The sequence below is a fragment of the Nocardiopsis sp. LDBS0036 genome (assembly GCF_041228755.1).
GTDB classification, from domain to species: domain Bacteria; phylum Actinomycetota; class Actinomycetes; order Streptosporangiales; family Streptosporangiaceae; genus Nocardiopsis; species Nocardiopsis dassonvillei.
Window position 1 is genome coordinate 3,272,802 of sequence record NZ_CP141103.1, and the last position, 15,078, is coordinate 3,287,879.

Consider the following 15,078-nt stretch of genomic DNA (forward strand, 5'->3'; position numbering starts at 1 on the left):
GCCCTCCGGGAGCGGGCCCGTGGACACGCCATGCCCCGTGACCTGCCCTTCGGCGACATGCGGGGGCCGCGGGACCGCCTTTCGGACGCCCCGGTCTCATGCCGTGGCACGAGGCCCTCCGGCTCGCGCGTTCCTATCCTGGGGGAATGCCCGACCTGTCCCCACGCTCCCTCCTGGACCGCGTGACGCTGTGGGCCCGCGGCCACGTGCTCGCCGTGGACGCGCTCTGGGCCGTCGTCTGGTTCGCCATGTCGATGGCGACCTGGCCGAGGGCCAGCTTCGACACCGCCGAGTCGTGGGTCTACCTCGTGCTGGCCACCGCGTGCTGCGCCGCCCTGGCCCTGCGCCGCGTCCGCCCGTTCGCGTGCCTCGCGGTGCTGGGCGTCCTGCTGGCGTTCCACATCCTCTGGTTCGACCAGCCCACGGCCCCGGTGGGCATCTGCGCCCTGGTCGCGTCCTACACGGCGCAGGCCGAGCTCCCGCGCCCGTGGCGCGCCGTCGGTCTCCTCCTGCTCCTGGCCGGAGCGGCCTGGGCCGTCCTCTCCATCCCGCCGGAGAACCTCTCCGCGGACCTGGAGCTGCGCCTCAACAGCGTCGTCTCGGCGTGGACGGCGGTCGCGCTGTTCTCCCTGCTCGGAGCGTTCCGCAGGCGCAACCGCGAGGAGTTCGCCCGCGTCGTGGAGCACGCCCGGCTGCTGGAGACCCAGCGGGAGCAGGAGGTGCGCCTGGCCGCGCTCGACGAGCGGACGCGCATCGCCCGGGAGATGCACGACATCCTCGCGCACTCGCTGAACGTCATCGTCGCCCAGGCCGACGGCGGCCGCTACGCCGCGAAGGCCGCCCCGGAGCGCGCGGTGGCCGCCCTGGCCACCGTCGCCCAGGTGGGACGCGAGTCGGCGGCGGAACTGCACCAGCTCCTGGGCGTCCTGCGCGACGGCGAGGAGCGCGGGGCCGCCCCGGCCCCCGGGGTCGGCGACCTGCCCGGCCTCGTGGAGGAGTACCGCCGCGCCGGTCTGCGGATCCGCCTGGTCCAGCACGGGTCCCCGGCCGCCCCGCGCGGCGGCCGGGCGGACACCGGCGCCCCGGCGACCCTGCCGGCGACCGCGTCCCTGACGGTCTACCGCGTGGTGCAGGAGTCGCTGGCCAACGCGCTCAAGCACGGGGGACCCGCCGCCGCGCGGGTCGAGCTGACGTGGTCGCCCGGGCGGGTCGGGATCGACGTGGCCAACTCCGTCCGCGAGGCCGCACCCGCGGCCCTCACCACACCCGCGGGCCCCTCAGGCCGCTCGGAATCCACAGGTCCGTCCGCGTCTGGAGGCCCCTCGGCTCCCCCGGTGTTCGCGGGCCCCTCCATGCCCACGGCCCTCTCCGCACCCGAGGGGGTCCCTCCCACGGGCCGCTCGGGTCCATCGACACCCGCGGACGCCTCGGGCCCCTCGGCGCCCGCGGGTTCCTGCCGCACCGGAAGGCCCTCCGGTACCGGGAGACACTCCGCCGCCAAGGCGCCCTCCGCCGTCGGGGCGGTCCCGGGCGGCGCTCGGCGGGGCCCCGGCCACGGCCTGGTCGGCATGCGCGAGCGCGTGGGCCTGCACGGCGGCACCCTGGAGGTCGGCGCCGACGACGCCACCGGCACCTGGCGGGTGCGCGCGGTGGTCCCCTGGGAGGAGGCGTGATCCGCGTGGGGCTGGCCGACGACCAGGTGCTGTTCACGGCGGGCATGGCGATGGTCATCGACTCCCAGCCGGACCTGACCGTGGCCTGGGAGGCGGGCGACGGGGCCCAGGCCCTCGCCAGGCAGCACTCCGACCCCGTCGACGTCCTGCTCATGGACGTCCAGATGCCCGGTACGGACGGGCTGAGCGCCACGCGCTCCCTCGTCTCCTCCGGGGCGGACTGCCGCGTCGTCATCCTCACCACCTTCGACACCGACGAGTACGTGGTCGAGGGGGTGGAGGCCGGGGCCGCGGGCTTCCTGCTCAAGAACACCCCGCCCGAGGAGCTGCTGGAGGCCGTGCGGACCGTGCACCGGGGCGACTCCGTCATCTCGGCCAGCTCCACGCGCAGACTGCTCGGGCACGTGCGCCCGCTGCTGGGCGGCCCCTCCTCCCGCCCGGTCCCGATCGACGGGGACACCCGCCGCGCCGTCGCCTCGCTGACCCCGCGCGAGCAGGAGGTCCTCGTCGCCGTGGCGCTGGGGTACACGAACACGGAGATCTGCGAGCGCCTCGTGCTGTCCATGCCCACGGTCAAGACCCACGTCGGCCACGTCCTGGCCAAGACCGGCTCCCGTGACCGGGTGCAGGCCGTGCTGTTCGCGTTCCGCGCCGGGCTGGTGGGCCGCGAGGACCTGCTCCGGGAGGCGTGAACGGGCACCCCGGCGAGCCCGCCCCTCCCGACGCCCCGCCCGGCTCCGCGCCACCGGCCTTCCCCGTGCCCCGCCGCACCGGCAGTGCCCGGCTCCTGCCTCAGTCCGTCCGGAGCGCCCGCCGCCCCGCGTCCCCTCCTCCTACCGCGGTACGAGCGCGTTTCCCCTCCCCCGGCACGATGCCCTCCTCGGGTCCGGCGCCGGAGACTCCTCGGCGGAAGGAGTTCCATGGACCACATCATCACCACCCACCACCTGACGAAGGCCTACGGTGCGCGCACCGTCGTCGACGACCTCGACCTGCGGGTGCCGCCGGGCTGCGTCTACGGCTTCCTGGGCCCCAACGGCTCGGGCAAGTCCACCACCATGAAGATGCTGCTGTCGCTGGCCCGGCCCACCCGGGGCGAGATCACCGTCTTCGGGCAGCCGATGAACCGGGACACGCGCCCCGCCCTGCTGCGGGAGATCGGCTCCCTCATCGAGGCGCCTCCCGGCTACGCCCACCTGACCGGGCGGGAGAACATGGCGATCGTCCAGCGGATGCTCGGTCTCAGCGACCGGCAGGTCTCCCGCGCGGTCGCCACCGTGCGCCTCCAGGAGCACATGGGCAAGCTCGTCCGGGCGTACTCGCTGGGGATGAAGCAGCGTCTGGGCATCGCGATGGCCCTGGCGCGGGAGCCGCGCCTGCTCATCCTCGACGAGCCCACCAACGGCCTGGACCCCGCGGGCATCGAGGAGATCCGCGAACTGTTGGTGACGCTGGCCGGGGAGGGCGTCACGGTCATGATCTCCAGCCACCTGCTCGACGAGATCGACAGGATGGCCTCGGTGCTGGGCATCCTGGGCCGCGGGAAGCTGGTCTTCCAGGGCACCCGGACCGAGCTGTTCCACCGCAGCGTGCCGGACCTGCTCGTGGACACCCCCGAACCCGACCGGGCCCTGGCCCTGGGCGTCCCCGCCGTGCGCGCGGAGCGGGGCGTGCGCCTGTCCGGGTTCGGCGACGAGGACACCGCCGCGCTCGTCCGGCGCCTCGTCGAGGGCGACGTACCGGTCCACGGGGTGCGGCGCGTCCAGCAGTCCCTGGAGGAGGTCTTCATGGACCTCACCGGCCGTGAGGGGCTGCTGTGATCCTGACGGCGGTGGGACTCGAACTGCGCAAGGCGCGCAGGCTCCGGGTCGTGGTGGTCTGCGCGGTCATGGTGGCCGCCGTCGTGGGCCTGTCCTGCGTGAACCTGATGTCGGACTCCGCACGGGAGGGCTTCGGCGATCCGGCCGCCCAGCCGTGGGAAAGCCTGTTCATGAGCTACGTCATGATCGCGGCCATGACCTCGCCCCTCCTGGTCTCGGTGCTGGCCAGCAGGCAGGTCGACATCGAGCACCAGGGCCGGGGCTGGACGCTGTCGCAGGTGGCCGGGTTCGGTCCGGGACGGCTGTGCCGGGCCAAGGTCGCGGTGCTGGGTCTGCTGCTGGCGGTCGCGGTGGCCGTCCAGACCATCCTGGTCTTCACGGCGGGCCTGGCCGCGGGGATCACCGTGGAGCCGCGCGTCGGGATGTGGGTCTGGTACGCCTTCGGCCTGCTCCTGGTGAACCTGGCGATGCTGTGCCTGCACGTGCTGCTGGCCGCCCGGGTGGAGAACCAGCTCGTCGGGCTGGCGCTCGGGCTGCTCGGCTCGTTCTGCGGGGTGTTCACCCTGCTGATGCCCCCGGCCCTGGCGCGCGCGCTGCCCTGGGGCTACTACGCGGTCGTCTCCCCGCTGGGGATGGGAGACGACGGCTTCGTCGCGATCACGCCCGGATACGGCTGGCTGGCCGCGTTCCTGGTGCTCGTGGCCGCCCTGTTCGTCGTGGCCGGCCACCGCTTCGACCGGACGGAGGCGTGATGGGGATGGTCCTCGCCGAACTCGCCAAGCTGCGCCGCTCGGCCCTGTGGATCGTGGCCGTGGTGCTGCCGCTGCTCGCGGTCATCACGGGGACGGTGAACTACGCGGGCAACGTGGAGGCCCTCTCCTCCGGGTGGGCGTCCTACTGGTCCCAGGTGGTGCTCTTCTACGGCATGGTGTTCATGTCGATGGGGGTCGCGGTGGCGGCGTCGGCCGCCTGGCGCATGGAGCACCGGGGCCACAACTGGAACCTGTTGATGGCCACCCCCGCGCGGGCGTTCTCGGTCGTCGGCGCCAAGCTCGCCTCGCTCGCCCTGGTGGTCGTGACGATGCAGTCCGTGCTGCTGGGGCTGGTGACGCTGAGCGGGAAGCTCGTCCTGGGCCTGGACGGCTGGCTGCCCTGGCACAGCGCGGCCGCCGCCCTGCTGGGTGTCGTCGCCGCGCTGCCGGTCGCCGCGTTGCAGTCCCTGCTGTCGATGCTGGTCCGCTCCTTCGCCGCGCCCGTCGCCCTGGGCCTCCTGGGCTGCGTCGCCGGGATCGGCCTCCTCTACTCCGGGGAGGGCGGGGTGGTCTCCTACCTCCTGCCGCAGTCGCTGGTCACCACGTCGCTCAGCCTGGGCAGCACCGCCGTCTCCGACGCGGGGTCCCTCGACCTGCCGACGGCGTTCTCCGTCGTGCTGGCGGCCGCGGCGACCACCCTCGCCCTGTGGGCGCTCTCCGCGACGGTGCTGAGCCGCCGGGACGTGCGCTGAGGGCCCGTCCCGGAGGAAACGCGAAGGCGACCGGGGGACGGTCGCCTTCGCGGCACGGGGGACCCGGCTCCCGGCGCGGAAGTCGCGCCGGGAGCCGGGCGGGATCAGGGGCGCCCGGGCGGGGTGCCGCGGCGGGTGTCCAGCCACAGCACCTGGGGGTCGTGGTCGCTGACCTGGTCGGAGAACTCGGAGTTGATCCGCGCGATGTCGTACTCGACCCGGCCCGCGAGCGCCTGGTTGACCAGGATGTGGTCCAGCGCCTGGGAGTTGCCGTCGAAGACGTAGTTGTAGCGCTCCTCCTCGGGCAGGTCCGTCATCGGGTTGTGCAGCGGCCCGTCGGCGGTCAGGATCTCCAGGGTCCGGGAGAACTGGAAGTCGTTCAGATCGCCCATGACCACCAGGTTGGCCTCGGGGTCCACGGCCAGCAGCTCCTCGGCGAAGTCGCGCACGAGCCCGGCCTGGGCGTGGCGCTGGGCCTCGCTGGTGCGCCGCGGCGGCTGGTGGACGCCGTGCAGGGACTCGTCCCCGCCCTTGGAGTTGAAGTGGTTGGTGACCACGTAGACGTCCCGGTTCAGGGCGCGGAAGTGGCCGACCAGCGGCTTGCGGCTGGAGTCCCAGGCCCCGTCCCGCGGGCTGATCCGGCCCGGGGACACCGACAGCTCGGCGCCGCGCCCGCCCTCCACGACCTCCACGGCGGTGGTCGCGTCGCCGCCCTCGCGGTCGACGAACTGCACGCGCTCGGGGTCGAACAGGAACGCGTTGCGGATGTTGCCGCCGGGCTGGCCGCCGTCCTGCTTGTCCTCGGGGCTGATCTGCCGCCACTCGTAGGCGGGGCCGCCGTGCGCCTCCACGGCCTCCACCAGCCGGTCCAGGGTGACGTCGGCGTCCACGACGCCGTCGTCGGTCGGGCCGGTGTTGTCCTGGATCTCCTCCAGGCCGATGATGTCGGGCGAGTTCAGGGACTCGACGATCCCGGCCGCCAGCGCGTCGTACCTGGCCTGGTCGTCGCGCCCGCCGAGGTTCTCGACGTTGTAGGTGGCGACGCTGACCTCGTGGCGCCGCGCGTCGCGGACGGCGGTGCGCTCCAGGCCGCCCCGCACGTGCCCGCCCAGGGTGGTGGCGCGGATGAGGTAGCCGCCGAACCGGCTGTAGTAGAGGGGTCCCTCGGTGACCCCGGCGAGGGTGTCGCCCACGTTGGCCTCGGGGAAGGGGTGCTGGTCGCGGTCCAGCAGCGACTCGACCTTGATCCGTCCGGAGTTGGGGTCGCCGTAGGAGCCGTAGCGGGTGCCGCCGTTGACGGTGGGGTTCTGTCCGGGCTTGGTGGTCACCCAGAGCGCGGAGTAGTCGTCGGTGGCGCCGACGACGGGCGCGTCCTCCACGCGGACGAGCATGTGCTCGTGCGCGGCCCAGAAGTCCAGGGCGTACTCCGCGGGTTCCAGGTCGAGCGCGGAGACGTCGCCGCCGGGTTCGGGCGCGTACGCCTCGGGGACGGCGTCCTCGTCGAGCAGGACCGGGTCGGGCGCGGCGTTGCCCGAGGACAGGACGGTCCAGCGGGCCTGGTCGAGCTGGGTGATGGTCTGCGCACCGGAGGCGGGGCTGTACTCGCTGACCCGTCCGGCGGCCAGGACCTCGTCGCCGACGGCCACGTCCGGGGTGGTGGACCCGGTGAAGACGAACAGCCCCTCGCTGGTGCGCGGGTCGCCGTCGCCCTCGGTGTCCTGGAACCAGAACCCCCGCGCGCCGCCGAAGGGGTTGACCGCCGTGACCACGCCCGGCAGGCCCGTGACCTGCTGTCCGGCGTAGGGGGAGGTCCGGGTGGTGCCCTGGACGTCGTGGACGCGCAGGTCGCCGGGCTCGACGGGTTCCTCGGGGTCGGTGCCGCCCCCGCCGGGTGTCTGGCCCGCGGTGTTGGTGGGCGAGGGGGCCGCGGCCGTGAAGTCCGCCGCGTTGTCGCCGGTGTCGGTGAGGGCGTCGTCGCGCGAGGCGGAGGTGGTGTTGCCCAGCCGGGGCGCGGGCGCGCCCTCGTGGACGACGGCGTCCCCGTAGCCGACGAGGTCGGCGACGGACGCGTCCGCGGTGCACTCCGCGGCGGTCCGGCAGGTGACGGGGTCGGTGCCCCGCACGAGCAGGACCGTGCCGGAGGTGGCGGACATGTTGGTGCCGCCGGTGGCGTCGGGGGCGGGGAGGTCGGTGCTGCCCCCGGCGCCCGCCGCCTGGCGCACGAGGTAGTACCCGTCCGCGCCGATCTCGCCGTTCAGTGCCGTGACCTGCACCTGGGTGGCGGGCCTGGGGTTGGCGGGCAGGTACTGCACGCTCCAGCCGTCGAGGGAGAACGCCTCGCCGGTGGGGTTGCCCAGTTCGACGAAGTCGTGGCGCAGGTCCGCGCCGCTGTTGCCGCCTCCGCCGTAGACCTCGCTGACCACCGGGGTGGCGGTGTCGGCGAGGGCGGACGGCGCGGACGTGAGCCCGAGGCCCAGGAGCACCGCCGCCGCGGCGGACGTGGACGCGACCAGGCGTCCGGGTCGGTTGGGGGACACATCTTCTCCGGAGGGGAGTGGGGGTTGACGGGCGTGCACATCATGGCCCCTGCGGATGTCCGACCGAAAGAGAGGGCGTGAAAAGGAGGCGAATCGGAACGCCGTCGGTGGGATCGGACCGGTCCGGCGGCGCCCGCGCCTCGTGGGATCCTCCGAAAGATCAGACCGAAGGGCCGGGCCGGAGGGCCGGACCGAAGAGCTGGGCCGAAGAGCCAGGCCGGAAGGCCGGTCCGCCTCGGGTGAGCCCCGCACGCTCGCGGCCGGCACCTTGCGTCACACCAGCCACGCTTTCGGTCCGCCGAGCCCCGCACGCTCGCGGTCGCGCGGACGTTGATCACGCGGAGCGCCAGGGCGGCGGTCGCGCGACGTCAGCGCCGCGCGACCGCCGCCCCGCCCGCTACAGCCGCGGGTCGACCGGGACCGACTCCAGGGCCAGCACCGCGAACACCGGCTCGTGCACGCGCCACAGCGGTTCGCGCCGGGCGTGGCGGGCCAGCGCCTCCAGGCCCAGCTTGTGCTCGCGCATGGCCAGCCCGCTCTTGCGGCCCACGTTGCGGTCCTTCAGGACCGCCATCCGCTCGGGGTCGGTGTAGTCGGGCCCGTAGACGATGCGCAGGTACTCGGGCCCGCGCACCTTCAGCCCGGGCTGTGCCAGGCCCTTGCGGCCCATGGCTCGGGCGCCCAGGAGGGGTTTGACCACCATCCCCTCGCCGCCGGTGGAGACCATGTCGGCCCACCAGTCGGCGGCCGAGGCGCACGCGCCCGGGTCGGTGGTGTCCACGACCCGGTAGCGGGTGGGGCGGACCAGCCCGCTGGCCTCGGCGAGCCGTTCGGCGACCGCCATGTGCCACAGGTGGTCGGCGTCCCCGTACTCGCGCCCCTCGGAGGCCAGCACCATGAACGGCGCGTACCGGAGCCCGGCGGTGCCGTCGGTGTCCCAGGAGTAGCGCCGGTAGACCCGGCTGAACTCCTCCACCTGCTCCGTCCGGCGCGCGACCCCCTCGATCAGCCCGTCCACGGGCACACCGCGCCCGGCCGCGGCGGCGAGCGCGATCCCGGCGGCGGGCAGGGCCGCGCGGGCGGCGGCGCCCACCGACGCGTACTGCTCGCGGATCAGCGTCCGGGCCTTGGCCGACCACGGCAGCATCTCCCCGTCCAGGGCGACCCAGTCGGTGCCCAGCCGGTCCCAGAGCCCGGCGTCGGTGACCGCCTGCCGCAGCTGGTCCACGACCCGCGCCTGGAGGGCCGGGTCGGAGAAGAAGGGCCGTCCGGTCCGGGTGTACACGGTGCCCAGCTCCCCGGGCACGAACCGGCGTTCGGCGGCGTCGGCGTCCCGGCACAGCACGGCCACGGCCCGCGACCCCATGTGCTTCTCCTCGCACACGACCTCGCCGATCCCCGAGCCCCGGAAGGAGGCGAAGGCCTCGTTCGGGTGCTCCAGCAGCCCGGGCTCGGCCGAGGTCGGCGCGGGCGCCATGGTCGGCGGGAGGTAGAGCAGCCAGCGCGGGTCCACCGCGAACCTGCTCATGACCTCCAGCGCGGCCAGGGTGCTGCCTCCGTCGGCGCGCACCAGGCCGTGCTCGGTCTCCACGAACATGCCCGTGCGGGTGTCGCCGACGCCGATGTCGGTGACGTCCACGGCGGCGTCGGGGCGCGTGGCGGGTTCTCCGTCCGCCGTGTCCGTCAGCGGCCGGGCGGGCTCGTACCAGGTGCGGCGCGCCAGCACGTCGACGATCTCGCGCTCGGGGTAGCGCAGCGCGGTGAGCCTGCCGCCGAACACGCAGCCGGTGTCCAGGCAGAGGGTGTTGTTGACCCACTCGGCCTTGACCATGGGCGTGTGCCCGTAGACCACGGCGGCCCGGCCGCGGTACTCGCGCGCCCAGGGCAGCCGCACCGGGAGCCCGTACTCGTCGGTCTCACCGGTGGTCTGGCCGTACAGGGCGAAGGAGCGCACACGGCCGGAGGCCCGCCCGTGGTACTCCTCCTTGAGCCCGGCGTGCGCGACGACCAGCGCGCCCCCGTCCAGGACGAGGTGGCTGACCAGCCCGTCGCAGAAGTCCAGCACGCGCCTCCGGAACTCCTCGCTCTCGCGTCCCAGCTGTTCCATGGTCTCGGCGAGGCCGTGCGTGAGCCGGGCCTTGCCGCCCTTGAGCACCCGGACCAGCTTGTTCTCGTGGTTGCCGGGCACGCAGAGGGCGTCGCCGTCGGCGACCATGCCCATGACCAGGCGCAGGACGCCGGGGCTGTCGGGGCCCCGGTCCACGAGGTCGCCGACGAACACCGCCGTGCGCCCCAGCGGGTGGCGGGCGCCGACCGGGCGCCCGAGGTCGTCGCGGGCCAGCTCGTAGCCGAGCGCGCCCAGCAGCTCCTCCAGTTCCTCGCGGCAGCCGTGCACGTCGCCGACGATGTCGAAGGGGCCGGTGAGCTCCCTGCGGTCGGGCCAGGCGCGCTCCAGTTCGATGACGGCGGCGTCGATCTCCTCGGGCCCCTGGAGCACGTGCACCTTGCGAAAGCCCTCCCGGCGCAGGTGCCGCAGGCTCTGGCGCAGGTCGCGCCGCTGGCGGCGGATGACGTGGTCGCCGAAGTCGCGGTCGGGCCGGTCCCGGTTGCGCTCCCGGGCCAGGGCCTCGGGGACGTCGAGCACGATGGCCGTGGACAGCACGTTGTTGTCCTTGGCGATGCGCACGAGTTCCCGGCGGGCCCTGCTCTGCACGTTGGTGGCGTCGACCACGGCGAGCAGGCCCCGGCGCAGCCGGATGTCCACGACGGTGTGCAGGAGCGAGAACGCGTCGGCGGTGGCGGCCTGGTCGTTCTCGTCGTCGCTGACCAGGCCGCGGCAGTAGTCGGAGCTGATCACCTGTGTGGGCGCGAAGTGCCGGGCGGCGAAGGTGGACTTGCCGGAACCGGAGACCCCGACCAGCACGACGAGCCCCATCTCGGGCACGCCGAGCACGCGCGGCTCGGCGGCCCCGTCCCTCTCGGTCGTACTCATCGGACGAAGACTCCCATCTGGGTCGGTGCGCCGGTGTCGGGGTGTTCGGGCCCGACCGGCAGGTAGCGGACGCGGTAGCCGTGCTTGTCGGCGACCCCGTCCGCCCACAGGGTGAACTCGGCGCGCGTCCACTCGAAGCGGTGGTCGCTGTGCCGGAGGGCGCCCTCCTCCAGCCCCTCGTAGTGGGTGTTGTACTCGGCGTTGGGCGTGGTGACCACGACGACGCGGGGCCGGGCGGAGCCGAACACGCTCTCCTCCATCGCGGGCAGGCGCGAGGGGTCGATGTGCTCGACCACCTCCATGAGGACGGCGGCGTCGTAGCCCTCGAACCTTTTGTCGCGGTAGACGACCGAGCCGACGAGCAGTTCCGGCCTGCGGCCCGCGTCCCCGCGGTCGCGGGCCGCGACGGTGTCGGAGAACAGGGGCCGGTGGCGGTCGCGCCCGCCCGGGTCGCAGCCCCTGCACACCCTGCGGTGGGCGCGTTCGAGGCTGACGACGCTGACGTCCACGCCGGTGACGCGCTCCAGGGAGCGGTCGCGCACCAGGCGGGTGAGCAGCTGTCCGGCGCCGCAGCCCAGGTCGATGACGCTGGTGGCGTTCTCGGCGGCCAGCACCGCCATGACCGCCCCGGCCCGCTGTTCGGCCAGGCTGGGGGCGCGCTCCTCCAGGGGCGGCGCCGCGGAGGCCTCCTCGACCCCGGGGTCGTCGCCCTCCCCGTCCCCGGTCAGGTCGTCGGCCTCGGCCAGGCGGGCCAGCGCGGTCCGCACGTAGCCGTCGCGGCGGTTGAGGTAGCGGCGGACGATCCAGGAGCGTTCGGGGTGCCCGGCGAGCCAGCCGGTCTCGGCGGGCCCGTCGCTCTCGGCGCTCACGGAGGGCCCGTTGCCCACGGTGGGCTCAGCGGGCCCGTCGGTTCCGTCGCTGTCAGCGGGCTCACCAGCCGCGCCGGTCCCGGCGTCACCGGCGGCGAGCCCACCGGCGCGCAGCAGCTTGTCCACCTCGCTGCGGTCCACCCAGTAGTGCTTGTTGCCGTCCAGGACCGGCAGCAGCACGTACAGGTGGCTGAGCGCCTCGGACAGCCGGACGGTGCCGGTGAGGGTGAGCGACAGGTAGTGGGAGTCGCCCCATCCGGGCAGCCCGGGGTCGAGCGGGACCGGTTCGGCCTCCACCGCCCACCCCAGGGGCTCGAACAGCGACCGCACGCGCTCGGCGCCGCCCCGGCAGGGCACCGCGGGCATGCGCAGCTCCAGCGGGATCGGCGTGCGCGCCAGCTCGGGGCGCTGCCTGCAGTCCCCCCGCAGCGCGGAGCGCATGACCCGCCCCAGCGCCACCGTGAACAGCGACGACGTCGCGTAGGGGCGGTCGTTGACGTACTGGGCCAGTGCGAAGTCGGGCGTGCTCACCGACGTGCGCGTGCGCAGCAGCGCCTGCGCGTCGACGTCGAGCATCAGCGCGGCGGTGCAGCGCTGCTCGGTGGCCTCGGGGTAGAAGACGTGGGCGGTGCCGAAGGACTGCTCGAAGCTCTGCGCCCTGTCGGGGTGCTTGTGCAGCAGGAAACCGAGGTCCGTCGCCGGGTTCGCCGTGGTCGTGATCGTCAGTAGCACCCGTGCATTGTGGCCGAGCCCCCGCGGCCCTGGCGAGGGCTTTTCGGGCGCCGGGGCACGTGCGCCCTCAGGACCGGACGGCGCGGGCGGACCGGCCGCGGACGACCAGCGCCGCGGCGACCAGCGTGACCGCGAGGATGAGCGCGTTGGCGGCGACCAGGCTCCACATGGATTCGAGCACGGGGTGCAGGAACGAGGTCCGCGGCACCCGGTCGGCCGCGCCGGGCCACACGGTCCACACCCCGACGGCCAGCAGCAGGTACACGGGGGCGCAGGTCAGCGCCGTGATCCCGGGGCGGGGCAGGCGGAGGGCCCGGGCCAGCGGCCAGGCCATGACCGGGGCGAGGGGGAAGGGCAGGAGCAGCAGGGCCATCCCGGCGCCGATGTTGGCGTCGGGCGCCGTGTGGGCCGCGTCCATGGCGTGGGCGACGCCCCACCCGACCAGGTGGGCCAGGGCCGCGGCGGCGAGGGCCGCGGCCACGGCGAGCGGGACCGTGCGCGAGACGGGGGCGGGGGTGGAGGCGGGGGCGGGAGAGCGGTGGTTCATGTCCCCAGACTGCCCGCTGTGCGTCGCCCCCACCTGAGTAGCGGTACTCAGGTCGCCGCCGGCCCCTGGGTCTCCCGGCCAGGATCGACCCCGAGTTCGGCCATCGCGCGGATCAGTTCGGTGTGGGCGGGGCCGAAGAAGGACCAGGGCACATCGCACCGCACGGTTCCCACGGCGGTCAGGTGCCAGTGCGCCGCCTGCGCCATCCCGGCCCGGTGGAAGGCCCATCCGAACAGGTGGTGGGCCTGGGCGTCGCGCGGATGCGGCACCGCCTCGGCGGCCCACGTCCGCGCGAGCTCGAACAGCTCCTGGACCGACTCCCCGTGCAGGCGGCCCAGGGCCATGTCCACGATGTAGGGGGCGCTGCCCTCGGCGAGCAGGCGCTTCTGCTCCGTGCGCACGTGCTCGGCGTGGGCGAGGGCGAGCACGGACGGCAGGGGGCTGCCCGCGGGCGCGGTGTCGGCTGCGGCTCCCGCGAACGCGAACATCTCCTCGGTGCTGCCGCCCCGGGCGGCCGACAGGGTGCGCGTGCGGACCGTGTGGGCGGGGAACAGGTGGGGCGCGCGGGCGGTGATCTCACGCCAGATCCGGTCCTTCTCCTCCCGGTCCGCGCCCAGGCCCATCGCGGCGGTCTGGAGCCCGGCCCAGGGCGCCGCGTCGTCGGGGCGCAGCCGCGCGGCGGCCTCCAGTGCCTCCACCGCCTCGTGCAGGGCGGCGGAGGCGGCCTTCTCGTCGGCCCTGGTCCCGCCGGAGGGCCGGACCAGGGCGCGGGCCAGCAGCGTGTGGCCCAGCCAGAGCATGGTGTCGGCCCCGTCGGCACCGGCCGCCATGAGTCCGACGATCTCCTCGGGCAGGTCGACGGCGGCCCTGGCCAGCGCCTCGACCCGCAGCACGCGGGTCTCGGGGTCCTCCCGGCTCTCCACGAGCAGAGGGGTGCCGGCTTCGAGGTCGCCCTCGCGGACGGCCTCGCACGCGGTCCTCAGGACCGGGTCGACTCCGAAGGCCTCCGGTACCAGGTGCGCCCCGATGTCGGCGCCCCGACGCGGCACCCTGGCTGGTTTGCGTACGAATCGCCACATGCGACCGAGCGTAGCGGGCCCTCGGCCCCTCGGGCCCACGGGGCGACGGGGCGGCGGGCCCGCGCGGGGACCCGCTCGGGAACGCGGGGACCTGCCCGCGAACGCGCGACGCCGGTCCCCGGCCGCGCACCCGTCCCGCGTCCGGACGCCGCTTCGGGGAGGGCGGTGTGGCACCCTCCCGCAAGCAGAGAATAAGGTAAGGCTTCCCTTAACCGCGCGCTGGAGCGGGAGCCCCCACGGCTCCCCCGTGTCCGCCGTGCGGCGCGGAGCAGCGCTTCGCGACGAGTGAGAGGTGGGCGTACGTGAGGATTGCACGGGAGCGCGCGGCGGTCGGCCGCGGGAGGCGCCTGGCCGTGGCGGCGATCGCGCTGGCCGCCGCCGTGGCCGGATGCGCGACCGGGGCCGGGGAGGCCGACCAGCGGTCCTCCCCCGGCGCCGACGGCTACCCCGTGACCGTCCAGACCCGGCACGGCGGGGTCACGGTCGAGGAGAGCCCGAGCCGGGTCCTGGCCCTGGGCTTCGCCGCGGCGGACGAGGCCGTCTCCCTGGGGGTGACGCCGGTCGCCGTCGCCGCCGACCCCGAGACCCTGGAGGCCGCCACCCCCTGGCTGGCCGAGGAGCTGGCCGGGATCGCCGACCCCGGCCTGGTCTCGGCCGACGGCGGACCCAACCTCGAAGCCATCGCCTCCGTGGAGCCCGACCTGATCCTGGCCCAGACCTACCAGGTTCCGGACGCGACCACGTTCGAGCGGCTCAACGCCATCGCGCCGACGGTCGCCCCGGACTCCGAGGCCCTCAACGTGGACTGGGACGCGCGCCTGCGCACCACCGCCCAAGCGCTGCGCAGGGAGGAGGAGGCCGAGGAGCTGATCACCGGCATCAGCGCGGCGTTCGCCGAGGTCGGCGGGCGGGTGCCCGACATCGGTTCCAGGACCTACCAGTGGGTGCGCGCCGACCCGGGGCGGTACGCCTTCGGCAACGGCTCGGTGCTCGAACTGTTCGGGCTGCGGCCCGCCGACAACCAGGACAACACCCAGACGGGCGACCCGCTGCCGCTGGAGCGCACCGGGGAACTCGACGCCGACGTGCTCATGGTGTGGGCCCCGACCGGGGAGGACCGCGACAGGCTGGCCGAGGACCCCCTCTTCCAGGAGCTGCCCGCGGTCGGGGCCTCGACCGTGTACTACGCCGACCTGGCCTTCGCCAACGCGCTGAACTCCCCCGCGCCCATCGGGCTGGAGTGGCTCAGGGGCGAGCTGGAGCCGGTCGTCGGACAGCTCTCCTGAGGGCGGCGGGCGGCCGGTCCCCGCTGGCCCCGCCCGCGG

At 74.6% G+C, this 15,078-nt stretch carries 11 protein-coding genes; 6 read left to right on the plus strand and 5 right to left on the minus strand.

What is annotated here, in order from left to right; genetic code table 11:
• Positions 1-146 precede the first annotated feature (146 nt).
• The 5 genes from UIS43_RS13720 (at position 147) to UIS43_RS13740 (ending at position 4,997) form a co-directional block, all read left to right on the plus strand.
• Positions 147-1,673, plus strand: coding sequence for a histidine kinase (locus tag UIS43_RS13720; RefSeq protein WP_370013212.1), 1,527 nt, complete (start codon positions 147-149; stop codon positions 1,671-1,673).
• A complete protein-coding gene (locus UIS43_RS13725) occupies positions 1,670-2,365 on the plus strand; it encodes a response regulator transcription factor (protein WP_013155013.1) in 696 nt (231 codons plus the stop codon). Before UIS43_RS13720 ends, UIS43_RS13725 begins: the two co-directional genes overlap by 4 nt.
• 228 nt (positions 2,366-2,593) lie before the next feature.
• The gene (locus UIS43_RS13730; protein ID WP_370010199.1) at positions 2,594-3,493 is read left to right on the plus strand and encodes an ABC transporter ATP-binding protein; all 900 of its coding nucleotides are present in this window, start codon (positions 2,594-2,596) and stop codon (positions 3,491-3,493) included.
• On the plus strand, positions 3,490-4,245 hold the full coding sequence (locus UIS43_RS13735; protein WP_358170600.1) for an ABC transporter permease: 756 nt from the start codon (positions 3,490-3,492) through the stop codon (positions 4,243-4,245). The genes UIS43_RS13730 and UIS43_RS13735 overlap by 4 nt, the downstream gene beginning before the upstream one ends.
• On the plus strand, positions 4,245-4,997 hold the full coding sequence (locus UIS43_RS13740; RefSeq protein WP_013155016.1) for an ABC transporter permease: 753 nt from the start codon (positions 4,245-4,247) through the stop codon (positions 4,995-4,997). Before UIS43_RS13735 ends, UIS43_RS13740 begins: the two co-directional genes overlap by 1 nt.
• A 104-nt stretch (positions 4,998-5,101) precedes the next feature.
• Here UIS43_RS13740 and UIS43_RS13745 read toward each other — a convergent pair whose 3' ends face one another.
• From UIS43_RS13745 to UIS43_RS13765, 5 genes are all read right to left on the minus strand, one after another.
• On the minus strand, positions 5,102-7,534 hold the full coding sequence (locus tag UIS43_RS13745; RefSeq protein WP_071622754.1) for an endonuclease/exonuclease/phosphatase family protein: 2,433 nt from the start codon (positions 7,532-7,534) through the stop codon (positions 5,102-5,104).
• A gap of 397 nt (positions 7,535-7,931) precedes the next feature.
• Complete coding sequence (locus UIS43_RS13750) at positions 7,932-10,526, minus strand: polynucleotide kinase-phosphatase (protein WP_370010204.1); 2,595 nt, start codon at positions 10,524-10,526, stop codon at positions 7,932-7,934.
• The gene (locus tag UIS43_RS13755; RefSeq protein WP_071622756.1) at positions 10,523-12,127 is read right to left on the minus strand and encodes a 3' terminal RNA ribose 2'-O-methyltransferase Hen1; all 1,605 of its coding nucleotides are present in this window, start codon (positions 12,125-12,127) and stop codon (positions 10,523-10,525) included. Before UIS43_RS13755 ends, UIS43_RS13750 begins: the two co-directional genes overlap by 4 nt.
• Before the next feature lie 67 nt (positions 12,128-12,194).
• Positions 12,195-12,674 (minus strand): transporter, encoded by a 480-nt coding sequence (locus UIS43_RS13760; protein WP_358170596.1) that lies wholly within the window; start codon positions 12,672-12,674, stop codon positions 12,195-12,197.
• A gap of 47 nt (positions 12,675-12,721) precedes the next feature.
• Entirely contained in the window at positions 12,722-13,753 is a 1,032-nt protein-coding gene (locus UIS43_RS13765; RefSeq protein WP_013155021.1) for a hypothetical protein, read from the minus strand.
• A 302-nt stretch (positions 13,754-14,055) separates the two neighbouring features.
• Here UIS43_RS13765 and UIS43_RS13770 point away from each other — a divergent pair, with 302 nt between their 5' ends.
• The gene (locus tag UIS43_RS13770; protein ID WP_370010208.1) at positions 14,056-15,039 is read left to right on the plus strand and encodes an ABC transporter substrate-binding protein; all 984 of its coding nucleotides are present in this window, start codon (positions 14,056-14,058) and stop codon (positions 15,037-15,039) included.
• Positions 15,040-15,078: the final 39 nt, after the last annotated feature.